Below are 24489 nucleotides of genomic sequence, written 5' to 3'. Positions count from 1 at the left end.
ATCCGGAGAGGGAAGCTCCGTGCGTTTAACCAGCGGTTTACCAAGTTCGCCTAAGAGGAGACGGGTTGGACAAAAGATAACGGGTGCGGTTTCATGATGAGCATGGGGTATGACAGACGCTGGAAGTGGGCGCTTCTGGCGTCGGCGGTGATTGGGTTTGCGCCGTCCGGGGCTGCGCTAGGGCAGGTTCGGGACGAAGCCGACATCACGGTCACGGCGCGGAAAGTTCCGGAATCGCTGCTCAAGGCACCCCTGTCGGTGACCAGCATTTCCGCCGACACGATCACGGCGGCCGGCTTGCAGACCATCACCGACCTGACCCGTCTGGCGCCCAATGTCGGCATCAGTGGGGGCATTGCGGGGCAGTTGCAGGGGCAGATCTCGATTCGCGGAATTTCCACGCTGGTTCGCAATATCGGGCTGGAAACTGGCATCGGCATCTATGTGGATGGCGTCTATGTAGGGCGGCCGGAAAATTTCGTGCAGCATCTGCTGGACATCGACCGGGTGGAAATCGCGCGCGGCCCGCAGGGGACCGAATATGGCAAGAACACCATTGCCGGCGTGATCAACGTCCAGACGAAGCAGCCCGATGCCGATCCGGGCGCTTCTGTCCGGCTGGATGTGGGCAATTACGACTATCGCCGGGGCGAAGCAGTGCTGGGCACGCGCCTCAACGATCAGTTTTCGGTGCGCGGGGCGATCGCCTATGCCCGGCAGGACGGTTTCTACAAGCATCTGTCCGGCGGCAAGGATGCGGGATCGACCGACCTTTTGACATGGCGCCTGTCGGCCAAGTTCGCACCGACCGACCAATTGTCCTTCATTGCGCGTTGGGACGGCTTGCGTGATCGCGGCATCCCGGCCTTTTTTCAGGCGGACGCGCTGGCGGGCTATCCGGCCGATTTTCCCTCGCGGGAGCCGCTGCATATCAACAACAACCGGCCCGATCGTCTTCATCGCGACAGCCAGGGGGTTTCGCTGACGAGCGAATGGACATCGGACGCCGTGTCGCTCACCTCCATCACCGCCTATCGGGATTCGTCCTACAAGGCGTCGCTGGATGACGATCAGGAACAGGTCGACTTCGTTTCCGCCGATGATTTCAGCGACCATTCGCATTTCTTCAGCCAGGAACTGCGTCTGGCCGGCGGGACCGGCAGGCTCCGCTATCTGCTGGGCGCCTGGTATTTCGACCAGAAGGTGCGCACCGACCGGGGATTGGGGCTGGGCGCGGATCTTGGCGTGCCGGGAGAGCCCGTGCTGACCACCAGGGGCAGCGTCACGACGGAAAGCGGGGCCCTGTTCGGGCGACTCGATTATCAATTGACGGATCGCCTGTCGCTGTCGGGGGGCATGCGCTACACGCGGGAGAAGAAGCACGCCCATTTCGTGCAGAATGACGTGACCGGCATCTTCCCCTTTCTGGGCTTCCCGAACCTGACCTTCGATGGGCAGTCCACGGATGATGACCTGTCGCCAAGCGCAAGCCTGTCCTATGAGATCGTGCCGGGCGCCAATGTCTATGCACGATTCTCACGTGGCTTCAAAAGTGCGGCCTATAATGTTGATATTGCATCCTCGCTCGGCGGCCTGACCGCCAGCCCGGAAAAGGCGACCAGCTATGAGATCGGCTTCAAGACGTTGACGCTGGACAAGCGGCTGCGGCTGAATATCGCTGCCTTCCATACAGATTATGACCGTTTGCAGGTGTCGCAGGTGCTGGGCAGCGGGCTGGCGCTGACCAATGCCGGTCGCGCGCAGATCGAGGGCGTGGAGGGCGAAATGTCGCTGCAACTGTCCTCCCGGCTGCGGCTGGAGGGGAATGCGGCCATTCTCGATGCCCATTACAAGACGTTCGACAATTGCGGCGTGCCCGCCTCGGTCGGCGGCGGCAGCACGGATTGCGCGGGCAACGATCTGGTGCTGGCGCCCCATTTCTCAGGCTATGGCGCCGTCAACTATGAGGTTCCGGTGACCTTCGGGACGATCTTCGCCCGGGCGGACGTGGATCACCGCTCGACCATCTATTTCGAGCCGACCAATAACGACGCCTTCAAATCCGGTCCGCGCACGCTGGTCAATCTTCGCCTCGGCCTGCGGCACGGCCGATGGGACATCGCCGCCTGGGTCCAGAACCTGACCGACGAAATCTACAAGACCTATGCCGATGACCGGTCGGGATTGGGCGTGTTCAGAACCGCCGCTTATGGACCGCCCCGCACCTATGGAGTCAGCCTGTCGTCGACATTTTAAGCAGGCTGGATGGCCTGCCGGGGGGCGGGGCATTAATCAAATCTTAGCCAGCAAATGGTGAATCTTTTGTGTCGCGCCCGGCGCGGGGACAGCAGGAGTGGAATGGCGGACCTGATTTCATCGCGGTCACCTGATGAATTGGAAGGCAGGCGGGACCGGATGGATGGCGACCAGCAGGTTCTGGCGTCGGCGGGGGTTTCGCGGTGCGCGGTCGACGGGGAGGGGCTGTTCCACCCCGATGCCAATGCCGCGCGTCGTTTCGGGCTGAAGGCTTCGCAATCCTTGTTTTGCTGGCTGCGGGGTGTCCGGGCACCCCTTCGCAGGCCCATTTTCCAGCTCATTCGCGCCGCCCTTCGCATGGACGAGACCGAGGCGGTGTTGACGCTGGAAGACAGTGGCGGCGAAATGAAGACCGTCCGCGCCATCACGCGAACGCGGCGCGATGCCATGGGCCGACCGACCGTCGACGTGGTGGCGGTCGACGTCACGACGGAGCATGTCGAAATCGAACTGCTCAAACGCAGCGTGGAAAATCTGCGCCTGATCGTGGAATATAATCCGCAGCTGCCCTGGATCGCCGATGCGGAAGGCCGGATCATCGACTTCACCGATCGCTGGCTGGAAAATTCCGGGCTGGAGCGGGACGAGGCAGAGGGAGCCGGTTGGCTTGCCGCCACCCATCCGGATGATGTGGGACCGGTGACCAAGCGTATCGCCCATTCCCATGCCACCGGCGAATCCTTTGACGTGCGCGTGCGGTTGCTGGTCAACGACCAATATCGGTGGATGCGGGCGCAGGCCTATCCACGGCGCGATGATCATGGCCAGATCATCCGCTGGTATGGCTATACCGAGGATATCCATGAAAGCGTGCTGATCGAGGAGCAGATACGCTGGAATGCCGAGCATGATTCGCTGACGGAATTGCCCAACCGGGCCATGTTCAACGCCTGTCTGGACAAGGCGCTGGCCGATGCGTTGACCGGGTTCAAGAAGGTGGGCGTGTTCCTGCTGGACGTGGACAATTTCAAGGACGTCAACGACCTGATGGGCCATCATGCCGGCGACGAGTTGCTGAAGAGTTTTGCCTCTCGCCTGAAGGAGATATTTGACGGACGCGCCGTGGTGGCTCGTCTGGGCGGGGACGAATTCGCCATATTGATCAAGGATGTCGAAAGCCGGCAGCAGCTTGCCGACCTTGCCAACCGCGTCCTTACCATCCGCGAAACCTTCTTTGCCGCGGGCCGGTCGCTCGAATGCCGGGTCAGCATCGGCGTCGCCACTTTTCCGGACGATGGGCGCGTCGCGACGGAATTGCTCCGGCACGCGGACCTGGCGCTTTATCGCGCCAAGTCGCTGGGGCGCGGGCGCATGCAGATGTTCGAGCAATCGCTGCTGGAGGACATGCAGGAGCGGGTGGCCATGATCAACAGGGCCCGGACCGCCGTGCGGGATGGTACGATCATCAGCTATTATCAGCCCAAGGTCTGCCTTCAGACCGGGGAACTCGTCGGCTTCGAGGCCCTGCTGCGATGGCGCGACGGGTGCGGCACGATCCGGTCGCCCGCCGAAATATATGCCGCGTTCGACGATCATGACGTCGCCGACATGATCGGCCAGACCATGACCGGTCAGGTCTTCGCCGACATGGCGGCCTGGCGCGCGCGGGGCCTGAAGGTGGGCCATGTGGCGATCAACGTGTCCTCGGCCGAATTGCGGCGCGAACGTTTCGCCGGGCGCCTGATCGAGACGATGGACAGATTTTCGATCGCGCCGGATTCGATCGAGATCGAGATCACGGAAGGGGTCTTCCTGGGGGCCGCATCCGATACCATTCGCCGGTCGATCGACGAACTGCACATGTGCAATATCCCCCTGGCGCTGGACGATTTCGGGACTGGTTTTGCATCCCTGTCCCATTTGCGGTCCTTGCCGGTCAGCACGCTCAAGATCGATCGTTCCTTCGTTAGCGGCGTAACCGCGCGCGAAAGCGACAGCGCCATCGTGTCCGCGTTGATCACCCTGGGCCGCGCGCTGAACATGAAGGTCGTGGCCGAGGGGGTCGAGGAGGAAGAACAGTCCGTCAGGCTGAAGCAACTGGGCTGCGATTACGCGCAGGGCTTCTATTTCAGCAGGCCGGTGCCTTCGGAGAATATTCCCGCGCTGATCCATTCGTGGAACGAGAACAATGCCATCATAACCCTGGGGCGGCGCGCGGCGTCCTGGCCTGCGCGCGGGGGACGAGGCGATGACCGTTCCGATTCGCTGATCGCGTGAGGCGCGGCGTTGTTATCCGCTGAAGCCACTACCCATTAACGATCGTCCCGCCATTGGGATGCAGCACCTGTCCCGACATATAGCTGGCATCGTCGCACGCCAGGAACAGGAAGGACGGGGCGACCTCATTGGGCTGGCCCGGCCTGCCCATGGGCGTATTTTCGCCGAAATGCTCCAGCTTCTCCGTGCTCGCGCCGCCGCAGGGGTTGAGCGGCGTCCAGATCGGACCCGGCGCGACGGCGTTCACCCTGATCCCCTCTCCCACGAGATTTTCGGATAGCGATCGGGTGAAGGCCGTGATCGCGCCCTTGGTACTGGAATAGTCCAGCAGGTCCTTCGACCCCTGATACATGGTGACGGACGTGCAGTTGATGATCGCCGCGCCCCGCCCGAGATGGGGCCGCGCCGCCTGCGTCAGGAAGAACATGCTGAAGATATTGGTCTGAAAGGTGCGGCGCAGCTGTTCCTCGCTGATGTCGGTGATGTCGCTGTCGGGATGCTGTTCCCCCGCATTGTTGACGAGAATGTCGATCCGCCCCAGTTCCTTGACGATCCGGGCCACGGCGTGACCGCAAAAGACCCTGTCGCCCAGATCACCCGCAATGGTGAGCGCCCTTTGTCCTTCGGCCCGGACGATCCGGGCGGTCTCGTTCGCATCGTCATCTTCGCAGAGGTAGAGAATGGCGACGTCCGCCCCCTCCCGCGCATAAAGGGCCGCCACCGCCCGGCCGATGCCGCTGTCCGCGCCGGTGACGATCGCGACCTTGCCCGCAAGCCGGCCCGACCCCGGATAGCGCGGTTCCCATTCAGGCTTTGGCTCCAGCTGGCTTTCATGGCCGGGAAGCGCATCTTCGTGAATCATCTGCTGGGCGTCGGTCATGATGAAACTCCTTTTCCCGAAGAACTCATCTCCCGCCGGGGAGTTCACTCCATGGCGAAAGGAGATGATCCGAATGACGCAAACCGGCCGCGCGGCGCATTTCCGGGAAAATATCGTCCTCTATGGCGCGTTGCTGGCCAATGTCGGGATCGCGGTCGCCAAATTCGCCGCCTCGGCGCTTACCGGTTCATCCTCCATGTTGACGGAGGGAGTGCATTCGCTGGTCGACAGCGGCAATCAGCTGTTGCTGCTCTACGGTCAGGCAAAGGCGAAACGGCCCGCCGATGCGGCGCACCCCTTCGGCTATGGGCGGGAGCTGTATTTTTGGGCCTTCGTCGTCGCGATCCTGATCTTCGCCGTGGGAGCGGGGGTGTCGGTTTATGAAGGCTGGCTCCATGTCGAACAACCGCAACCGCTGCGCGATCCTGCCGTGAACTATATCGTTCTTGGCGTCGCCTTCCTGCTGGAGGGCATGTCGTGGACGATCGCCGTGCGCGCATTCGGCCGCGAGCGAGGCTCCAGCAGCTGGTGGAAATCGATCCGCCGTTCAAAGGACCCGGCGGGTTTCATCGTGCTGTTCGAGGATAGCGCGGCCCTGGTGGGGCTGATCGTGGCGGCGATCGGGGTGTGGGCCAGTCATCATTTCGGCGATGCGCGACTGGACGGCATCGCCTCCATCGCCATCGGGCTGGTGCTCGGCGCGGTGGCGGTGCTGCTGGCGCGGGAGGCCAAGGGACTGCTGATCGGCGAGAGCGCCGACAGGGCGATCATCGAAACCGTCTGGAGGCTGCTCGATCAGCGGCCGGAAATCACCGCCGTCAATCATATCCGCACCATCCACACCGCGCCCGATGCGGTGTTCGTGGCGATCAGCGCCGATTTTGCCGACGAATTGCTCATGGGCCGGGCCGAAAGCCTGATCGAAGAAATGGAAATCGCGATGAAACGGGCGATCCCCGAACTCACGTCCATCTATATTCGTCCGGAAAAGCGCGAGGACGCACTGGTTCAGCCGCGATGGTCCTGATCCTGACCGGTGGGTGAAATCCCGTTCAATATCCGGGGGATGAGCGGCAATAAATCGCGCGCCAGAAAGCCGACGCCGCCGACCTCGTCCTGAAGCCGCTGGCCCGCCTGGCCGTGGACCCACGTGGCCCATGCCGCCGCATCGCGTGGCGCGGCGCCGCGCGCGGCCAGCCCGCCGACGACCCCGGCCAACACATCGCCCGACCCGCCCGTGGCCAGCCCGGCGCAGCTTCCTTCGTAAAGCAGGCATTGCCCCGCCGGATCGCAGATGATGCTTCGTCTGCCTTTCAGCAGAACCACGGCCTGGAACTCAGTCGCCATGGCGCGGGCAACGCCCTGTGGGTCGGCCGCGACGGCCTCCGGCGGCATATCGGCCAGTATCGCCATTTCGCCATGATGCGGAGTGAGGATCACCCGGCCTTCATGCCGCGCGATGATCGGCTGCAACGCACGGGCGGAGGTCAATGCGGCGGCATCCAGCAGGACGGTCAGCGGCGCTTCCAGAGCGTCGAGCACAGTCGCCACCAGTTCGTCCGTCCCTGCGCTGACGCTCATGCCCGGCCCCATGATCAACATGTCGCAGCGCCGCGCACGCTCGATCAGCAGGGCGGCGGCGCTGGCGGCGATTTCGCCGTCTTCCTGCGCGGGCAGGGCGATCATCGCGGCTTCGGGCACCAGTACGCCCAGCGACATGGCGGCCGACCGCACCGTCGCCATCTGTAGCCGGCCCGCGCCGGCCCGCAAGGCCGCCTCGCCGGTGAGGCGCAGCGCGCCCGGCACGAACTCCGCGCCGCCCGCGACCAGCACGCGGCCGCGCCGATCCTTGTCCGACGCATCATCGACGGGCGGAAGGGGATGGGCGCGAAGCCATGCGGCATCCAGAGCGGTTTCCGATCTGATTGCATCGGATCGCCGCTCTGATTTTTTTGCTTTCCGCGATTTCCTGACCAGCGATCGATGCCGATCGCTTGGAAATCGCTCCAGGATGATGTCGCTCATCCGCGCGCTCCGGCTATGGCGTCAGGAGCCTTGGTCACCGGCGTGGATTACTCTTCCATCGGCGCTGTGACATTGTAGCGTGCCAGCACGAGCGCGCCGTCGCGTCCCGCCGCCGGATCGAAAAGATAATCGGAGATCGCGCAATTGGCGACATCGCCGGCGCGGTCGATGGCAAGTATGTCGGCCTCGTTCATGCCCTCTATGATATAGCGCAGGCACAGCACCACGACCTGATGCGTGAAGATCATGACCCGCCTTCCAGCATAGTGGAGCGCAATCGTATCCATCACCGAACGCAGCCGCAGGATGACGTCGCACCAACTCTCGCCGCCCGGCGGGCGGTGGTAGAATTTGCCCAATATGCGCCGGAATTCGGCCTGTTTGGGTTCCACATGGCTGATGCCGGTGACGGTCAGACCATCCAATATGCCGAATTCCTTTTCCCGCAGCCTCTCGTCGAAGCAGATCGGCTCGTCGGGCTGGCAGCCGCCGGCCGCGCGGAAAAGCTCGGCCGTCTGGCAGGCGCGTCGATAGGGAGAGGACAGCAATATCTCAGGCCGCCCGTCCTCCTTCCCGCTGGCGAACCAATGTCCCAGCGCGCTGGCCTGCCGACGGCCGAGATCGCTGAGCGGCACATCGGCGTCCCGTTCGGAAAGAGCGATCCTGTCGACATCCGCCAAAGTCGCCACGTCCCGCGCGATATTCCCGGCGCTTTGCCCGTGGCGCACGATGATGAGTTGTCCCGGCCAATGGATCGACGGCATGATATCCCTTCCTGATCGAGGGGATATAACGGTCGTAGCGGGGCTTTGATCCGGCCGGGCCGCTTCAGCGGTTTCCGCCGCCGGGCATCAACTGGGTGTGGCGAGCGCGACGCTGGCCGGTGGCCTTCCCCGCGCGGCTTGGCGAAGCTATATGCCCGCCTTTGTGGCGGCGGGCATATCGTGCCTGATCGGATGGTGGAGAAGGACCATGCTGCTGGGAAAGACTGCCCTCGTGACCGGAGCCGGAGGGGGCCTGGGACGCGAAATCGCGCGGGGCCTGTCCGCCGGCGGCGCCCACGTCCTGCTTCACGCCCGCAGCGTCGGATCGCTGGCGGCCCTGTCGGCGGAGATCGCGGCCGCTGGCGGGACGTCGGAACCGCTGCTTTTCGATCTGGAGGATGAGCAGGCGGTCGCCGGGGCGCTGCGCGATCGTGGCGGGATCGACATATTGGTCAATAATGCGGGCCATCGCGACCGCAGGCCGATCGATGATCTCGACAGGGCGGCAGTGCGGCGGATGCTGGAGGTCAATCTCATCGCGCCCTTCGACCTCGCCCGGACGATAGCGCCCGGCATGAAGGCGGGGGGCCGGATCATCAACATCACGTCGATCGCTGGCCAGATCGCCCGGTCGGGCGATGCCGCCTATACCATGGCAAAAGGGGGACTCGACGCATTGACCCGCGCCCTGGCGGCGGAACTGGGTGGTCGCGGCATCACCGTGAACGCGGTCGCGCCCGGTTACTTCGCCACGGCCGCCAACCAGGGCATGGTCGCCGATCCCGCCATTGCCGAGCATCTGGCACGGCGCACGTCATTGGGCCGCTGGGGCCGTCCGGAGGAGATTGTCGGCCCCGTTCTCTTCCTTGCGTCGGACGCCGCATCCTATGTCACTGGACAGGTCCTGTCGGTTGACGGCGGTTATACCGCCCATTTCTGATCCGCTCTCAGGCTACTCTTTGCTGTCCGTGATTTCCGAGCCGCCAGATTGGCTTCGCTGAAATCTGGCTCGAAATCACTCCAGGCCCCGCATCCTCAGCAAGGCGTCGACCTGCGGCGCGCGGCCGGCAAAGGCCTGGAAACTCTCGGCAGCGGGGCGGCTGGCACCCGCTGCCAGGATTTCCCGGCGGAAGGCGGTCGCGCCGCCGCCCGGAATGGCGCCATGAGCGAAAATCTCGAAAGCGTCGGCGGACAGCAGTTCGGCCCAGAGATAGGAATAATAGCCCGCCGCATAGCCGCCCGCGAAAATATGGCTGAAGGCATGGGCAAAGCGGTTCCAGGCCGGGGGATGGACGACGGCCACCGCCGCGCGGACCTGATCCAGCATGGCATTGACCCGCGCGCCTTTGGCCGGATCATAGTCGCGATGCAGCAGCAGGTCGAAGGTTGCGAATTCGATCTGACGCAGGGTGGCAAGACCGGCCTGGAACTGGCGCGCGGCCAGCAGCCGGTCGAACATGGCGTCGGGCAGGGGCTTGTCGCTGTCGACATGACCGGACAGGCCGATCAGCGTATCCCGGTCCCAGGCGAAATTTTCCATGAACTGGCTGGGCAATTCCACCGCATCCCATTCCACGCCGCTGATGCCGCCGATCGACGGCAGGTCCACTTCGGTCAGCAGGTGGTGCAGCACATGGCCGAATTCATGAAACAGCGTCACCACGTCGCCATGCGTCACCAGAGAGGCGCGCCCGCCCGCCGGCGGCGCGAAATTGGTGGTCAGATAGGCGATGGGCAAGTGGAAGCGATCGGCGTCGCGGAAGCGTGAACGGCAGACATCCATCCATGCCCCGCCCCGCTTGCCCGCGCGGGCGAACAGGTCGAGATAGACGCCCGCCACGACGGCGCCGTCCGCGTCCAGCACGTCGTAAAACAATATGTCGGGATGCCAGGTCGAAACCCCCTCCCGCGCGACGAGGCGAATGCCGAACAGCCGCTCGATCAGCGCCTGTGTGCCTGCAAGGACGCGCGGCAGCGGGAAATAGGCCTTCAACGCTTCCTGATCGACGCCATGGAGCGTGCGGCGCATCGCTTCCGCGACATAGGAAAGGTCCCATGGCCGCACATCGTCCAGCCCCAGATGTCCGGCGGCGAAGGCGCGCGCCTCGGCCAGTTCGCGCTCCCCCACCGGGCGCGCGCGTCCGGCGAGGTCGGCAAGGAAGGCCAGCGCTTCATCGGCATCGGCAGCCATCTTCGTTTCCAGCGAATGAGCCGCGGAATCGGCAAAGCCCAGTATCTGCGACGCTTCGTGCCGCAGCGCCATGATCTCGTCGATCCGCCCGCTATTGTCGTGGCTCCTGTCGGCCGCCTGATCGGAAGCACGGGTGTTATGGGCGCGGTAGACGCGTTCGCGCAGGTCGCGGTCTTTTGCGTGGAGCAGGACCGCCAGCACGCTCGGCTGGCGCAGCGTGATCAGCCAGCCGGTCAGGCCTTTTTCCTGCGCGTAGGCGGCCAGGATCGACCTGTCGCTTTCCGGAATGCCGGCCAGCGCGGCTTCATCGGTGACATGCTCGCTCCAGGCCTCCGTCGCGTCGAGCACGGCATTGCCGAATTTGGTGCCCAGGTCGCTCAGGCGCACGCCGATGTCGAGGAAGCGTTGCCGCGCCTCACCCTCCAGCGCGACGCCGGCCAGGCGGAAACCGCGCAGCGCCAGATCGACGGCGCGTCTGGAGGCGGGGGGCAGGGTGTCGAAATCGGCGCGGGCGGCAACTGCGGCGACGGCATCATGATGGGCGCGGTTCTGCCCGGCTTCCATGAGATAGGCGGTCATCAGCGCCTGCGCCGTGGCATGCGCCTCCCGCAATTCGGGCGTGTCGGCCACCGATGCGAGATGCCCCACCGGCGACCAGACGCGCGAGAGCAGGAAATCGGCGCGTTCCGCGGCCAGGATCACCGCGTCGAAATCATCCTTTCCACTGGCGGTGATCCGCTCGATGGCGGCGCGGTGGGATGCGATCGCCTCCTCCGTGGCCGGGACGACGTCAGTGGCCCGAATGGCCGCGAAATCAGGCAAATCATTGTCGGCAAGAAGGGGATTGGCAGTGGTCATGGTCACTCGCAGCTTTTCCGGGCCTCGATGGGCGAGGGCATCCTGTCTAGTTGGGCGCTGACGGTCGGCTGTTCAAGCGCCGCGTCAGGCAAGGGTCAGGTAGATTTCCGCTTCGATCGACCAATCCGTGCCGATCAGGCGCCATTTGGCGCTATAGGTGCCTGACGCCAGCTGTTCGCCCGAGGCGACGGTCATGCCATGCCAATGCCCATGCTCCATGGCGATGGGTTCGACCGTCGAGACGATGATGGCGTCGGGCATGCGGGTGTAGATAGTCCGCTCCGGCGCCGCGAATTCGCGCTTCCACGCCTGAATCTGTGCCTTGCGGCCGGAAATGATGGCGCTGTCGGACCCGGTGACGAGAATGGCGCCGGGCGCGAGAAGGGGACCAATGGCATTCAGGTCCGCCTCTGCCAGGGCACGGTTGAAATCGGCGCGGCGCAAGCGAATGGCGAGATCGGGGGATGTCGGCATGAAGGGGCTTTCGGGAGCATTCTGATCCGGCTCTTTCTTTGGGCCGGCGGACCGTTGCATATCGTCCGCTCCGCCCGATGGATAGGCCCTTCGGTTTCAAAGCCTGACCTCGATCAGTTGCGGCCCCGGTTCCTTGACCGAAGCGATCATGGCGCGTGTGAAGTCCTCCGCCGTCCCGACCGAGAGGGAGGGTACGCCCATGCTTTTCGCCATCGCCCGCCAGTCGATCCGGGGGCGATCGATGTCGATCATCGACAACGCCCGTTCGCTTGGGGTTCCCGCGCCCATATTGGCATATTCGGCCTTCAGGATCGCATAGCTGTTGTTCGCGAAGATGATCGTGGTGATGTTCAGCCCTTCACGCGCCTGCGTCCAGAGCGACTGGATCGTGTACATCGCGCTGCCATCGCCCACCATGCAGAAGACCCGCCGGTCCGGGCAGGCCATCGCCGCGCCCGTGGCGACCGGCGTGGCGTAACCGATCGACCCGCCCATATTGTTGATGAGGTCATGGGGCAGGGCGCCCATGGTCAGCCCCATGGATTCGCGGCCCGTGGTCAGCGATTCATCGACCAATATGCCCTGTTCCGGCATGGCCGCCGCCAGCGCGTGGGCGATGCTCGTCGGATTGAGCGCCCCGGTCGGGACCGGCGTTTCCACCCGCTGCTGGATCGGCGGCAGGGTGCCCCTTGCGCCCAGCGCATCGATCAGCATCTCCAGCGTCAGCGCGCTGTCCTCATCCGTTTCGACCAGCGGATGGACCAGCGTGCCCTCCTTCTTCATCAGGCTCGGCTTGTCGGGATAGCTGAAGAATGCCACCGGTTCGCCGGTTTCCACCGTGATGATATGCCTGAACTCCTCCAGGAATTTCGTGGCCAGCGCCACGGCATAGGGGATGCGCTCGATCGGCACCCGGCCAGCGCCCCGTTCCATCCGCGCGGTGAAGAATTGCGAGCCGAGCCGCGCGCCGGTCGCCGCCGCGACCGTTCCGGCAAGCTCCAGTGCCCGCCCGCGCGCCGCCTTGTTGGCCAGGATGATGAGCGTCGGCTCGCCACGGCGCAGCACTTGCGCCACATGGTCGACCCGCGCCTGCGAAGCCGCCTTGCGCGCCACCTTGCGTCGCGGCAGCGTCAACGGCTCCCCGGCATCCTGCCAGGAGGCATCGCCCGGCAGGATGAGCGTCGCGATCCTGCCGGGATGCCCCGACGCGCTGGCGACCGCCGCCGCCGCATCCCAGGCGATGGAACCGGCCGCATCCACCCGCCGCACCCAATGACTGAGCGGCCGGGCCAGCCCCTCGATATCCGACATCAGCGGCGGATCATATCTGAGGTGCGATCCCGAATGCTCGCCGACGATATTGACCATGCCGGACGATGCGCGCCGGGCATTGTGGATATTCGCCAGCCCATTGGCCAGGCCCGGACCCAGATGGAGCAGGGTGGAGGCCGGACTGTCCTTCATCCGATACCAGCCGTCCGCCGCGCCCGTCGCCACGCCTTCGAACAGGCACAGCACCGATCGCATCTTCGGATTATCCAGCGCCGCCAGAAAATGCATTTCAGACGTGCCAGGATTGGCGAAGCAGATGTCCACGCCCTGTCCGACCAGCGTGGAAACGAGGGTTTCAGCTCCGTTCATGGCTCAATATCCCGCCCGTTCGCGGCCTTGAGCAACCACGCCATGGCTGCGCGTCGGCGCGAATATCCGGAACTTGTAGCCCGGCGTGATCAGGCGCTCAAGACCGGGGCTACAGCGTCACCCCGCGCTTCCAGATCGCGATATCCCGCTCGCCATTGACCTCATTGCGGGCGGGATGCCCCGAAGCGATGGCGCAAATCCGCTCCATCAACGCATCGGTGGCCGCATCCAACCCCTCATCCAGCACCAGCCCTGCATCGAAGTCGATCCAACCCGGCTTGCGCCGCGCCAGATCATGATTGGTCGCGAGCTTCATCGTCGGCACAGGGCTGCCCAGCGGCGTGCCCCGCCCGGTCGAAAACAGCGTCAGCGTCGCCCCCGCCGCTGCCAGAGCCGTAGTCGACACCGCATCATTGCCCGGCGCTTCCAGCAGCGTCAGCCCCGGACGCCGCAACCGATCGCCATAGGCCAGCACGTCGGTGACGGTTGCATGGCCGCCCTTCTGCACCGCGCCCAGCGACTTCTCCTCCAGCGTGGTGATGCCCCCCGCGATATTGCCGGGGCTGGGATTTTCCGAAATCGGTTCGCCGTGATCGATGAAATAGCGTTTGAACCGATTGATCATCGCCACCAGCGCATCGAACACCAACTCGTCGGCGGACCGCGCCATCAATATGCGCTCCGCGCCGAACATTTCCGGGATTTCAGTCAGGATCGCCTGTCCCCCGGCCTTCGTCACGACATCCGCCGCCCGCCCGATCAAGGGATTGGCGGTCAGTCCGCTGAAGCCGTCCGAACCTCCGCATTTCAGGCCCAGCCGCAATGCGCCGATGCCGACCGTCTCCCGCCGGTCCTGCGCGGCGATTTCCACCAGCGCCTCGATCGCCTTCGCCGCCGCTTCATATTCATCGTCGCTCATCTGCGCCCCGACGCTGGCTATCCGTTCGCGCCGCTCGGGCGGAAGGCGCTCCAGCAGCGCGTCGAGCTGATTTTCCTCGCAGCCCAGCCCAATCAGCAGCACTCCGCCCGCATTGGGGTTACAGGCCAGCGAAGCCAGTATCCGCGCGGTCCTGTCCAGATCGTCGCCAAGCTGGGAACAGCCCAGCGGATGCGGAAAGGCCAGCACGTCGTCGATCTGGCCGCCATGCCGCCGCGCCGCCTTCGCCGCGATCCGATCCGCCGTTCGCGCGACGCAGCCGACGGTGGGGATCACCCAGATCTGGTTTCGCGTTCCCACCGATCCATCCGCGCGCCGATAGCCCTCGAACGTCCACCGGCTTTCCCGCGGCTCGCAGGCGGCCTGCCCGCCGGAATAGCTGTAGGGCTCCTCCGCCTTCAGATTGGTGCGGAGATTGTGGCCATGCACATGCATGCCTGCCGCAATGGCCTGGGTCGCCGTGCCGATCGGCCAGCCATAGCGCCGGACCTGATCCCCCTTTGCAATGTCGGTCAGGGCAATCTTGTGCCCGCGTTCAACCGCTTGCGCCATGCACAGGGATCGCCCCGCCACCGCGATCGCTTCGCCGGCTTCCAGTGCGCGCAGAGCGATGGCGATCTGATCCTTCGGATCGATCCTTATGGCGGCAGGCATAGTGTCGACGGCCTGGGCCTGGATGGGGTCAGAACTCTCCATGGCGGCGGAATAGCATTTGTGCCACCGATGGCACAAGGCAATTCGTCTGGCGTTCGACGCAAATGCTGGGCATCTAACCCGCCGCTATTCCGGTCGACCCCCGCACAACCAACGTCAGCGGACCGGCCTCCCGGCCGCCCGCCACTCCATTTCCCTCGATCTGCCGTATCAGTTCAACCGTGGCCCGTCGCGCATTGTCCAACAGTGGCCGCCGGATGGTCGTCAGATCAGGCGTCAGCATCACCGCGACATCGCTGTCGTCGAACCCCGCCACCGACAGCATCCCCGGCACCGACACTCCGCGCATCTGCGCTGCCTTCATCACGCCTGCCGCCATGATGTCGTTGCAGGCGAATATGGCGGTCGGCGGCTCTTCCAGTTCCAGCAACCGCTCCGCCGCGGCCATGCCGGACGCGAAGCCATAATCCCCCTCTGCCACATGGTCGTCCGGCAGCCCGATCCCCCGCGCAGCCAGAGCCTCGCGAAACCCGGCCTCCCGTTCCCGCGAGGACTGAAAATCACGGGGGCCGGTCACGATCGCGATCCGCCGATGCCCCAGTTCGGCCAGATGCACGCCCATCTTTGCCGCCGCGCCGCGTTCGTCGCTGACCAGCGACCAGCCATAGCCCGCGACCGGCACCGCCGCCATGCCGACGCAAGGCAGGCCCATCTCTCCCAGCGTGGAAGCCACATCGGCTCGCTCCGAAATGGGCGGGAGCAGGATCAGCCCGTCGACCCGCGACTTCGCCACGAAATCGCGGATGTTCGCCAGCAGGTCGCCGTCCCCCATATCCGCCGGATGCACGATCAGTTCATAACCCGGTTCCCGCGCTGCCTCTACGATGCCGCGCTGGATTATGCCGATGACATGGGCGTTGGGATCGTCCTGCACCACGCCGATCAGATAGGAGCGCCCCGCCGACAGGCCCCGCGCCCGGCTGTTGGGGCTGAAACCCAATTGGTCGATCACAGCCTCTATCGCGCGTCGAGTCTCTGCGCCGACCTTGGGCGACTGGTTGATGACCCGCGACACGGTGCGGGCCGATACGCCCGCCACCGCCGCCACGTCGTGAATGGTCGCGGCGCGTCCCCGCTGCTCGCTATCCTTGAACCCCATGGCATGCTGCTAGAGCATTCTGAAGTCGGCTGAAACAGCCCTTGGTTCGCAAAATGCGGAAATAGGAACATTTGCGTCCTTCAGCCGGTGGTGATGAATCCTCGCGCCTTCGCCCAGGCCAGGAACAATCCCGGCCAGGCCGCCGCCGGTTTCCCCACGGCACCGCGCAAGCCGAAACCATGGCCGCCTTCGGCAAAAAGATGCGTCTCGACCGGCACGCCCTTCTCCTTGAGCGCTTGCCGGAAAAGCAGGCTGTTCTCCACTGGCACGGTCGGATCGTCCTCGGCATGGACCAGAAAGCAGGGCGGGGTGGCGGTGCTTACATTATGGTGCGGGCCATGGAGCCGTTCCAACGCCATATTCGGCGCGCGCCCCAGCAACATCTCCCGCGATCCCGCATGGGCGACCGGCGGCGTCATGGAAATCACCGGATAGATCGGCGCCGCCAATACCGGCCGCGCCGACAAGGTATCGGCGCCGTCAACCGGCGCATAGACCCGTTGATCGAAGCGCGTCGCCAGATCGGCGCACAAATGCCCTCCGGCTGAAAACCCCATGGCGCCGACCCGTGCCGGATCGATGCCATGGTCCTTCGCCCTTGCCCGGATCAGCCGCATCGCCCTTTGCGCATCGGCCAGCGGTACGTTGCTTCGGTCCGCCCAGCCTTCGCCCGGCAGGCGATAGAAAAGCACGAAAACCGTGATTCCCCGAGCCGCCAGCAGCGGTGCGATCTCATAACCTTCCTTATCGATCACCACCCGCTGATAGCCGCCGCCCGGCATTACCAGCATCGCCGCGCCATTGGGCCGGGCTGGGCGGAACAGGGCCAGCCGTGGTCGGACGATGCCCGTGACCGCCCGATCACGCAGGGCGGGATTGCTGCTGCGCTCCGTCACCGTTTCGACCGGGGGTTTCACCGGCACTCCGGGGGCGTTGCCCGGCCAAAGATCGATTGCTTCGTCAGGATCACCGGTGCCTGCGCCCGGCGGTGACGTCTGCGCCCATGTTGGCTGGGTCAGCGCCATGCCGCCCAGGGCGCCCATCATCACCATCCGCCGGTCGATTTCCTGCATCCTGCCTCCAGGGAACAAGGCCGGCCGTCGCGTGCAGTCGACGGCCAGCCAGCTCTCGCCTTCTGAAAGAGCCGAGAGAAAGGTTACATCTTGAATCGGGCACCGATCTGAATGGTGCGGCCAAAATGATTATACTCATAATTCCGGTTGGCATCGACGTCGGTGTAGCGATCGCGATATTCGTCGGTCAGGTTGATCCCTTCCAGCGACAGCTCGACCCATTTTGCCAGCTTGTAACGGACGGAGGCATCGACATTGACGGTCGAATTATAGCCTTCGAACACATTGCCCGTGCCGCTGTTCTGATCGACATAGGGGCCGCGATAGCTGGCCGACACGCGAGCACTGAACTTCTCATCCTCATAGTAGAGCGTGCCGTTGAAGGCCCGCTTCGACACGCCGAACAGGGTGCTGTCGCGTGGGCCGTTGACCAGGCCGCCGCCCGGCACCACGGCGGGTCCCGACACCTGATAGGTCGCATTCGACTTGATGAAGGTCGCGTTGACGATCATGCCGAAATTCCTGAGGATGCCGGGCAGGAAGCTGAACGGCATTTGCAGCGCGATTTCAGCTCCCTTCAGTGAGGCGCCGGTGCCGTTCACCGTCGTGGAGATCGTCCAGATCGGCATCGATTGCTGCGCCGGGTTCAACGCCGCGGGCGAACTGCTGACGAGCACCGACGCGGGCAGGCCGGTCTGGGTGAAGGTCGCATTGGAAATGGTGGTCGATACCGGGAAGCTCTGCACGTCCTTCTTGAACAAGGCGACGGAAAAGACCGACTGGGGCGCGAAATACCATTCGACGCCCAGATCATAGGCGGTCGCCCGATAGGGATCGAGATTGGGATTGCCGAAGGTGATGCGATACTGGAAACCGTCCGCCGACCCGCCCGGCGTCAGATTGCCCAGCGACGGCCGGGTCATGACATCGGCCACGGCAGCGCGGACGATGATGTTCTGCGTCGGGAACAGGGCCAGGTTCACCGACGGCAGCCAGTCTTCATAGCCCCGCCTGAAGGTGACCGGGACCGTGCCGTTGATGCCGGTGGAGGTCTGCGCCGTATGGGCATAGCGGATGCCCGCGTTCAGAGCATAGTCAAGGCCGAGCAGCGTGCCCTTGGCATCGAACTGCACATAGCCGCCGCCGACTTCCTCCCGCACCGACCGGTTATTGCTGACGTCCAGCAACAGCGGGCGGGAATAGAGATTGGTGTAGGCGGCGGCGGCATCCAGATCGGGGACCAGCCATTGGGTGGTCGTGCCCGAAGGCTGGCCCGCTTTGCCCAGCGTGAACAGCTCCGCCATGTTCGCGGCGACGGGGAAGCCATAGACCGCCGATGGACCGAAAACGCTGCTGGCCGAGCAGTTGAGGGTGCCCAGCACCAGATCCCTGCCGCCATTGCCGCAGACAGCCGTGTCACGCTGGAATGCGACGGCCTTGTAGTCGAAACGGCGCCATACGCCGCCTGCCTTCACCGTGAAATCCTCTGCCACGTCCCATTCGGTGCGCAGTTGCGCGGTCTTGAAGCGGTTGGTGACATTGGACGGCCGGTCGCGGATTTCCGCAAGCTGGAAATTGGCCGGATCGGTGACGCTGGTGCCGAAAGCCAGCTTGGGATGACGCATGTTCGTATAGTCGTAACTATAACCCTGCGCGTCGCGGTCATCGAACACGATGGTCGTTTCCACCGGAATGTCGGCATTGGATTTGGAAAGCCCGCCCAGCAGGGTGAAGCGGAAGCTGTCGGACAGATCCTGATCCCAGGTCGCGCCCAATTGGTAGAATTTGGTGCTGGACTTGCGTAGATAATGTTCGGTGCGGACCCACGCATCATTCAGCGTGGCGGAGATCATGTTGCTGTTGCTGTCGTAGACGGGATTGACGACATCGATCGAACGTTCATTGGAGCGTAACAGCACTTCGCCCCATTTTTCCTCGCGGGTTTCCTTGAACCGCGAATAGAGGCCGTCGATCGAAATCTTGGTCGCATCGGTCGGCGCGAACTGGATCGATCCGGTGATGCCCAGCCGCTCGCGGTCATGCCGCACCTCGCCATAGCGCGGGATGCGCGGGTGGAAGGAGAGGGCAGCCTGATTGCAGAGCGATCCCGCCACATAAGTGCCGCCGCTATTGGGCTGGGTGAAGCAGCGCGTGCCATTGACGGAATCGAAGCGCGCCTGCGCCCAACGCACCGTATTATTGCCCAGTTCCAGATTGTCCTGCGTCGAATAAGCGCCCGACACCGCGACTCCCCAACGACCATCGGGCGATTTCCACGATGCGATGCCCGCCAGGCGCGGACCCCAGTTTTTCGACAGGTCGTTATAGGTGGCCGTCGCCGATCCCACCAGCGTCAGGCCATATTTGCCGGCCAGCGGATTGCCTGTGTTGAGGTCCACGACCGCGCCCAGCGATCCTTCGTCCAGCGAAGCCTCCGCCGTCTTGTGCACGACGAGCGAGCTGAACAGTTCCGACGCGAACACGTTGAAGTCGAAGGCGCGATCCCGATTGGCGCTGGCGCCATCCGTCGACGTGGCCACGGTTTCCAGACCGTTCACGCGCACGCGGGTAAATTGCGCGCCAAGGCCGCGGACGGTGATCGCCCGGCCTTCGCCGCCGTCGCGCTGAATGGAGATGCCCGGAATTCGCTGTAGGGATTCGGCCAGATTCTGGTCGGGGAATTTGGCGATATCTTCAGCGACGATCGCGTCGACCGAACTCACTGACTCCCGCTTCAGGTTGATCGCGGCGCCCAGCGATTGACGGAAACCGGTAACAATGATGTCGGCAGCACCCGACTCGCCGGCCGCCTGCGCGTTGGCCTGGGTGGCTGCGGGGACATTGTCTTGCGCCACAGCCGCCTGCGCCCCGGCAACAGCAAGTGCTGCCAAGGAAACGGCTGAAAACCAGCGGGTGCAAGGCGCGAAAGCAGCCAGGCTAGAATTGTTCATAACGACATCCCTTCCTCTGCACCGGCCTGCCCGATTCTGAGCGGCCTTATGTCGCCTTGTCTCTTTTGGACACCGGTGTCATTTGCTTCTTGCAGCCACGGCAATCCAATGTCAAGAAGTGGAAAAGGAGAGGCCACGAATGTTTCCATTTCGCTCCATCGTTCAAGTCGTCGCCCTTGGCTGCCTGTCGCTTGCAGCGGTTCCGGCCATCGCCAGGCCCGCCTTTCCCGGCGCGGTAGGTTGGGCTTCGGAAACCCCCGGAGGGCGGGGTGGCCGCATCATTCGCGTCACCACGCTCGCCCCTGACGGCCCCGGCAGCTTCAGGGCCGCGCTGGAAGCGAAGGGGCCCCGCATCATCGTCTTCGAAGTCGGCGGCGTCATCGACATGGGCCGCCAGACGATCACCATCCGCGAACCTTATCTGACCATAGCCGGCCAGACCGCCCCATCGCCCGGCATCACGCTGATCCGTGCCGGCATCGACATCGCCACCCATGATGTCGTGATGCGCCACATCCGCGTTCGCACCGGCGTCGACGGCCAGCTGTTGATGAGCGGTTGGGAAGCGGACGCCCTGTCCACCGTCGCGGCCAGCAACGTCATCATCGACCATTGCACGTTCAGCTGGGCGATCGACGAAAACATGTCCGCTTCCGGTCCTCGCTTCGAGGGCAGGACTCCGGAGGAATGGCGCTCGCATACTTCGCACGACATCACCTACAGCTATAACCTGGCGGCGGAGGGGCTGGCCAATGCCAGTCATCCCAAGGGCGAGCATAGCAAAGGAACGCTAATCCACGACAATGCGACCGGCATTCTGATCTATCGCAATATCTACGCCCATAACAAGGAGCGCAACCCGCTGCTCAAGGGCGGCGTCCATGCCGAGGTGGTCAACAACATCATCTATGACCCCGGCGAACGGGCCGTGCATTATAATCTGATGGCGCTGGAATGGGGGGAGCATCCCTATCAGACCGGCAAGCTGACCGCGATCGGCAATGTTCTTCGGGGTGGCGTCTCCACGGCGCAGGGGCTGCCCTTCCTGACGCTGGGTGGTGACGGCGATCTGGAATATCATGGGAAGGACAATCTCGCCGTCGACAAATTCGGTCAGCCGCTGCCGATGTTCGGCCGCTATGGCGAAACCCGCGCGAAGCTGATCGAAACCAAGGCGCCGCCGGTCGCGTGGAACGGTCTGGACGTGCTACCGGCGAGAGACGTGGAAACGCATGTCCTCTGGCACGCCGGCGCCCGTCCATGGGACCGGGACGCCGATGACCTGCGCGTGCTCTTCTTCGTGGCGGAGGGGCGGGGCGAGATCATCGATGATGAAAAGCAGGTGGGCGGCTATCCGACCATGAAGCCGACCCGCGCGCCCTTTGTCGATGCGGACTGGAACCTCGATACGATGGAACCGAAATCCGGCCGCTATCCGGGGCAGAAGGACGAAATCACGGAACATCTGTCCGACCGCGACAAGATGATGCGCCAGGGAGAAAGCCCGAAATGAGCCCGTTCATTGCTCTCATGCTGGCCGCGGCCGCGCCGCCCATGGCCGTGATCGACGAACGCGATGTCATGCGGGAGGAGCCGACTCCTCATGGCAGGATCGGCATGAGCACGGCCTATCGCATCAGCGACGCCGTGCCCCAGCCGCGCACCATGGAATTCCGCAAGCGCATCCTGCATGTCGGATCGGCCATCGGCATTCATCCCATCGCCCATGACGAGGTCTATCATGTCCTCTCCGGCGAGGGGGAGGTGGAATCCGACGGCATCAGGAAGCGCGTCGGCCCCGGCATGACCGCCTATCTCTACACCGGCGCGCAGGTCGGCATCCGGCAACTGGGCAAGGAACCGCTGGCGCTGATCATCAGCTATCCGGTAGTGAAGGATTAGAGTGATTTCGAGCCAGATGAAATCATCTGCACGGAAAACAAGGAATAACCAGAGTCAACTGCCGGGCTGGACATAGGGGACGCGAGCGAAAAGTTCGCGTTCCCATTTGCGTGGATCGTTTTCAACCTGGCTTTGCACGTCGAAGATCATCGTCGGCCGGCTTTCAAGGTCATAAACCGGCCAGTCCGACATTCCCGTGCCATTGGGGTTTCCCCGCCGCGCAAAGGCAAGGAAGCGCTGCATCACCGCCCGTGACGCCGTCTGCGCGTCCATGCCGGTGCCGGTGAAGGAACCGGGGGCATCCAGCGTGCCGAAGGCCAAGGCTATGTCCATGGTGTGCGGCGCGCCACGCCGCGGCTGGGTGGGGGACTGGAAATCCACCTGATAGACCCAGGTTTTCGCGTCTGCCCTCACGCGGGCTTCCGCTTCGATCACCTGTCCGGGCCAGCTTCGTCCGGCGGTGCTGGCCGCATAGAAGACCCGCTCGGCGCTCCAGTCGGGAAACTGCGCCCGATATTGAGCCACGACCCATTCCGGCAATATGTCCATGCGCAGTTCCGGCTCCAGTCGCTGGGCGATATTGCTCCAGTTCAGCCCCTTGAGCCTTGCGCCATTGGGATCGATGAAGGCGCGCGTCTCGTCCCGGGTATTGCCCAGCATCATGGGGATGCCGTTGGATTGCGGCGCCGCATCAGGCCAGAAGGGGTGACGCTCCAGCCACTTCATGTCCAGCACCGGTCCCATGTAAAGTCCGCCGCTCAGGATCGGATCTTCGGTGGCCAACGCCTCCATCAACCGTTCTACCGGCATGCCGGGCAAAGGTGACAAATCGTTCCCGCTGACGCCCAGATGCCGCAGATAGGCTGCCGTGCGACGCGATGCATTGGCGGGACCTGAGGCCAGAACCTGTTGCCCGCTCATGGTGATGGCGCGATGAAACAGTCCCCGGGCTTCGGGCATCGCCATCAGCGTGGCGATCTTCGCCCCGCCGCCGGACTGGCCGAACAGCAATATGCATTCGGGATCGCCGCCAAAGGCCGCGATATTGTCCCGCACCCAGCGCAGCGCGAGGATCAGGTCGAGCTGTCCGGCATTGCCGCTATCCGCGAAACGCGGATCAAGGCGCGCCAGATACAGATAACCCAGCGCATTGAGCCTGTGATTGACCGTGACGACCACCACGTCCCCCGCCGCGGCAAGATGGCGGCCATCGTTCAGCGGATCAACGACGCTGCCGTTGGAATAGGCGCCGCCGTGGATATAGAGCATGACCGGACGCTTGGCGCGTGGATCGGGCGAGGGCGTCCAGATGTTGAGGAACAGGCAATCCTCGCTCACATGCTCCTGCCGGGATTGTTGCGGGCAGGAGGCGGCGAACCGGCTCGCGTCGGCTATGTCCGGCCAGCTTTCCGGCGGCAGCGGCGCCTGAAAACGATAGCGCGCGGTATCCTGACCATAGCGCAGGCCGCGAAAGACGTGCAGCCCGGCTTCGCGCGTTCCCGCCACCCGACCGTTGCGGGTTCGGACAATAGTGGATCGTGGCGCTGCGAAAGCCGGCATCGCCAGCCCCGTCGCGAGCAGGCTTGCTCCGGTGAGCGCGGTTCGCCTGTCGATGTCGGGCATGGCTTCTCCTTTTTCGGACTGGGAGAGTTGATTGCTCCTTCTGGCGCTAACCGGTCAGCGCGCGAGCCAGCCGCCATCGACGGCAAGGGTGTGGCCATGGATATAGTCGGCTGCGCTGGAAGCGAGGAACACGGCGGCTCCGCCAATGTCGCCGGGGTCGCCCCAGCGTCCTGCGGGGATGCGCTCCTGAATCTGGCGGTTGCGGGTTTCGTCGGCCTGAAGCGCGGCGGTGTTGTTGGTCGCGATATAGCCCGGCGCGATGGCGTTCACATTGACGCCGCGGGCCGCCCATTCATTGGCGAGCAGCTTGGTGAGCCCGGCCGCGCCGCTCTTCGACGCGGTGTAGCTAGGTACGCGGATGCCGCCCTGGAAGGACAGTAGCGAGGCGATGTTGATGATCTTGCCTGAACCTTGGGCAAGCATGTGCCGCCCTGCCGCCTGGCAGAGGAAGAAGAGGACTTTGAGGTTCGTGTCGATCACAGCGTCCCAGTCTTCCTCGGTGAAGTCGACGCTGTCGGCGCGGCGGATGATCCCGGCATTGTTGACCAGGATGTCCAAGGCGCCGAGCTTCTCCTGCGTCTCGTCGACGACGCGCTGGACCGGTTCGATGGTGGAGAGGTCGGCGGAGATGATCTCCGCCTTACGGCCCAGCGCGCGGACTTTTTCGACGGTTTCCCGCGCGGGGGTGCGACCCACGGCCGCGACGTCGGCGCCAGCTGTGGCCAGCGACAGCGCAATGGCCTGACCGATGCCGGTATTGGCGCCGGTGACGATGGCAACCTTGCCGGTCAGATCGAAGGGGTTGGTCATCATTCTCTCCTGCG

18 protein-coding genes are annotated in these 24489 nt (G+C 64.2%); 6 read left to right on the top strand and 12 right to left on the bottom strand.

The window, feature by feature from the left end; all coding sequences use genetic code 11:
* The first annotated feature begins 93 nt into the window (after window positions 1-93).
* Together RUH75_RS08330 and RUH75_RS08325 are read left to right on the top strand one after the other, a co-directional pair.
* Window positions 94-2256: a TonB-dependent receptor gene (locus RUH75_RS08330; RefSeq protein ID WP_313804303.1), complete on the top strand. Its 2163-nt coding sequence runs from the start codon at window positions 94-96 to the stop codon at window positions 2254-2256.
* 102 nt (window positions 2257-2358) lie between these two features.
* The gene (locus RUH75_RS08325) at window positions 2359-4533 is read left to right on the top strand and encodes a putative bifunctional diguanylate cyclase/phosphodiesterase (RefSeq protein WP_313804300.1); all 2175 of its coding nucleotides are present in this window, start codon (window positions 2359-2361) and stop codon (window positions 4531-4533) included.
* A gap of 28 nt (window positions 4534-4561) precedes the next feature.
* On the opposite strand, the gene RUH75_RS08320 is transcribed toward RUH75_RS08325, so the two are convergent.
* Complete coding sequence (locus RUH75_RS08320) at window positions 4562-5413, bottom strand: SDR family oxidoreductase (protein WP_313804297.1); 852 nt, start codon at window positions 5411-5413, stop codon at window positions 4562-4564.
* A gap of 73 nt (window positions 5414-5486) precedes the next feature.
* Between RUH75_RS08320 and RUH75_RS08315 the strand changes: the two genes are divergently transcribed.
* A complete protein-coding gene (locus tag RUH75_RS08315) occupies window positions 5487-6440 on the top strand; it encodes a cation diffusion facilitator family transporter (RefSeq protein ID WP_409592338.1) in 954 nt (317 codons plus the stop codon).
* On the opposite strand, the gene RUH75_RS08310 is transcribed toward RUH75_RS08315, so the two are convergent.
* Both RUH75_RS08310 and RUH75_RS08305 read right to left on the bottom strand, forming a co-directional pair.
* Window positions 6422-7438 carry an NAD(P)H-hydrate dehydratase gene (locus tag RUH75_RS08310; RefSeq protein WP_313804291.1) on the bottom strand — a complete coding sequence of 339 codons (1017 nt, stop codon included), beginning with the start codon at window positions 7436-7438 and terminating at the stop codon, window positions 6422-6424. The two genes, RUH75_RS08315 and RUH75_RS08310, sit on opposite strands and share 19 nt — an antisense overlap.
* Before the next feature lie 47 nt (window positions 7439-7485).
* The gene (locus RUH75_RS08305) at window positions 7486-8202 is read right to left on the bottom strand and encodes a histidine phosphatase family protein (RefSeq protein WP_313804288.1); all 717 of its coding nucleotides are present in this window, start codon (window positions 8200-8202) and stop codon (window positions 7486-7488) included.
* A gap of 208 nt (window positions 8203-8410) precedes the next feature.
* Between RUH75_RS08305 and RUH75_RS08300 the strand changes: the two genes are divergently transcribed.
* Window positions 8411-9142 carry an SDR family oxidoreductase gene (locus tag RUH75_RS08300; protein ID WP_313804285.1) on the top strand — a complete coding sequence of 244 codons (732 nt, stop codon included), beginning with the start codon at window positions 8411-8413 and terminating at the stop codon, window positions 9140-9142.
* A gap of 75 nt (window positions 9143-9217) precedes the next feature.
* Here the strand turns inward: RUH75_RS08300 and RUH75_RS08295 are convergent, their stop codons facing one another.
* The 7 genes from RUH75_RS08295 to RUH75_RS08265 all read right to left on the bottom strand — a co-directional run bounded on the left by RUH75_RS08295 (window position 9218) and on the right by RUH75_RS08265 (window position 20140).
* Window positions 9218-11251 carry a M3 family metallopeptidase gene (locus tag RUH75_RS08295; protein WP_313804371.1) on the bottom strand — a complete coding sequence of 678 codons (2034 nt, stop codon included), beginning with the start codon at window positions 11249-11251 and terminating at the stop codon, window positions 9218-9220.
* A gap of 84 nt (window positions 11252-11335) precedes the next feature.
* Complete coding sequence (locus RUH75_RS08290; RefSeq protein ID WP_313804368.1) at window positions 11336-11725, bottom strand: nuclear transport factor 2 family protein; 390 nt, start codon at window positions 11723-11725, stop codon at window positions 11336-11338.
* 96 nt (window positions 11726-11821) lie between these two features.
* Window positions 11822-13366: an acetolactate synthase large subunit gene (locus RUH75_RS08285; protein ID WP_313804282.1), complete on the bottom strand. Its 1545-nt coding sequence runs from the start codon at window positions 13364-13366 to the stop codon at window positions 11822-11824.
* Window positions 13367-13475: 109 nt separating this feature from the next.
* Window positions 13476-14999, bottom strand: coding sequence for an altronate dehydratase family protein (locus RUH75_RS08280; RefSeq protein ID WP_313804279.1), 1524 nt, complete (start codon window positions 14997-14999; stop codon window positions 13476-13478).
* A 73-nt stretch (window positions 15000-15072) separates the two neighbouring features.
* Window positions 15073-16116, bottom strand: a complete 1044-nt coding sequence (locus RUH75_RS08275; RefSeq protein ID WP_313804276.1) for a LacI family DNA-binding transcriptional regulator — start codon at window positions 16114-16116, stop codon at window positions 15073-15075.
* 80 nt (window positions 16117-16196) lie between these two features.
* Window positions 16197-17189, bottom strand: a complete 993-nt coding sequence (locus RUH75_RS08270; protein WP_409592337.1) for an alpha/beta hydrolase — start codon at window positions 17187-17189, stop codon at window positions 16197-16199.
* A gap of 83 nt (window positions 17190-17272) precedes the next feature.
* Window positions 17273-20140 (bottom strand): TonB-dependent receptor, encoded by a 2868-nt coding sequence (locus RUH75_RS08265; protein WP_313804273.1) that lies wholly within the window; start codon window positions 20138-20140, stop codon window positions 17273-17275.
* Between the two features lie 139 nt (window positions 20141-20279).
* Here RUH75_RS08265 and RUH75_RS08260 point away from each other — a divergent pair, with 139 nt between their 5' ends.
* On the top strand, window positions 20280-21653 hold the full coding sequence (locus RUH75_RS08260) for a pectate lyase (protein ID WP_313804271.1): 1374 nt from the start codon (window positions 20280-20282) through the stop codon (window positions 21651-21653).
* Window positions 21650-22042 carry a cupin domain-containing protein gene (locus RUH75_RS08255; protein ID WP_313804268.1) on the top strand — a complete coding sequence of 131 codons (393 nt, stop codon included), beginning with the start codon at window positions 21650-21652 and terminating at the stop codon, window positions 22040-22042. Before RUH75_RS08260 ends, RUH75_RS08255 begins: the two co-directional genes overlap by 4 nt.
* 54 nt (window positions 22043-22096) lie before the next feature.
* On the opposite strand, the gene RUH75_RS08250 is transcribed toward RUH75_RS08255, so the two are convergent.
* Window positions 22097-23665, bottom strand: coding sequence for a carboxylesterase/lipase family protein (locus RUH75_RS08250; RefSeq protein ID WP_313804265.1), 1569 nt, complete (start codon window positions 23663-23665; stop codon window positions 22097-22099).
* 54 nt (window positions 23666-23719) lie between these two features.
* A complete protein-coding gene (gene kduD / locus RUH75_RS08245; RefSeq protein WP_313804262.1) occupies window positions 23720-24475 on the bottom strand; it encodes a 2-dehydro-3-deoxy-D-gluconate 5-dehydrogenase KduD in 756 nt (251 codons plus the stop codon).
* Window positions 24476-24489 lie beyond the last annotated feature (14 nt).

This window comes from Sphingobium sp., assembly GCF_032153725.1.
Taxonomy (GTDB): Bacteria; Pseudomonadota; Alphaproteobacteria; order Sphingomonadales; family Sphingomonadaceae; genus Sphingobium.
Note: the sequence above shows the minus strand (reverse complement) of the source record. Positions and strands in the feature narration are given on the sequence as shown.

Excerpts from the sequence above, each read along its gene's own strand:
- RUH75_RS08330 (WP_313804303.1), top strand. The coding sequence starts at position 94 with ATGATGAGCATGGGGTATGACAGACGCTGGAAGTGGGCGCTTCTGGCG.
- RUH75_RS08325 (WP_313804300.1), top strand. The coding sequence starts at position 2,359 with ATGGCGGACCTGATTTCATCGCGGTCACCTGATGAATTGGAAGGCAGG.
- RUH75_RS08320 (WP_313804297.1), bottom strand. The coding sequence starts at position 5,413 with ATGACCGACGCCCAGCAGATGATTCACGAAGATGCGCTTCCCGGCCAT.
- RUH75_RS08315 (WP_409592338.1), top strand. The coding sequence starts at position 5,487 with ATGACGCAAACCGGCCGCGCGGCGCATTTCCGGGAAAATATCGTCCTC.
- RUH75_RS08310 (WP_313804291.1), bottom strand. The coding sequence starts at position 7,438 with ATGAGCGACATCATCCTGGAGCGATTTCCAAGCGATCGGCATCGATCG.
- RUH75_RS08305 (WP_313804288.1), bottom strand. The coding sequence starts at position 8,202 with ATGCCGTCGATCCATTGGCCGGGACAACTCATCATCGTGCGCCACGGG.
- RUH75_RS08300 (WP_313804285.1), top strand. The coding sequence starts at position 8,411 with ATGCTGCTGGGAAAGACTGCCCTCGTGACCGGAGCCGGAGGGGGCCTG.
- RUH75_RS08295 (WP_313804371.1), bottom strand. The coding sequence starts at position 11,251 with ATGACCACTGCCAATCCCCTTCTTGCCGACAATGATTTGCCTGATTTC.
- RUH75_RS08290 (WP_313804368.1), bottom strand. The coding sequence starts at position 11,725 with ATGCCGACATCCCCCGATCTCGCCATTCGCTTGCGCCGCGCCGATTTC.
- RUH75_RS08285 (WP_313804282.1), bottom strand. The coding sequence starts at position 13,366 with ATGAACGGAGCTGAAACCCTCGTTTCCACGCTGGTCGGACAGGGCGTG.
- RUH75_RS08280 (WP_313804279.1), bottom strand. The coding sequence starts at position 14,999 with ATGGAGAGTTCTGACCCCATCCAGGCCCAGGCCGTCGACACTATGCCT.
- RUH75_RS08275 (WP_313804276.1), bottom strand. The coding sequence starts at position 16,116 with ATGGGGTTCAAGGATAGCGAGCAGCGGGGACGCGCCGCGACCATTCAC.
- RUH75_RS08270 (WP_409592337.1), bottom strand. The coding sequence starts at position 17,189 with ATGCAGGAAATCGACCGGCGGATGGTGATGATGGGCGCCCTGGGCGGC.
- RUH75_RS08265 (WP_313804273.1), bottom strand. The coding sequence starts at position 20,140 with ATGAACAATTCTAGCCTGGCTGCTTTCGCGCCTTGCACCCGCTGGTTT.
- RUH75_RS08260 (WP_313804271.1), top strand. The coding sequence starts at position 20,280 with ATGTTTCCATTTCGCTCCATCGTTCAAGTCGTCGCCCTTGGCTGCCTG.
- RUH75_RS08255 (WP_313804268.1), top strand. The coding sequence starts at position 21,650 with ATGAGCCCGTTCATTGCTCTCATGCTGGCCGCGGCCGCGCCGCCCATG.
- RUH75_RS08250 (WP_313804265.1), bottom strand. The coding sequence starts at position 23,665 with ATGCCCGACATCGACAGGCGAACCGCGCTCACCGGAGCAAGCCTGCTC.
- kduD (WP_313804262.1), bottom strand. The coding sequence starts at position 24,475 with ATGACCAACCCCTTCGATCTGACCGGCAAGGTTGCCATCGTCACCGGC.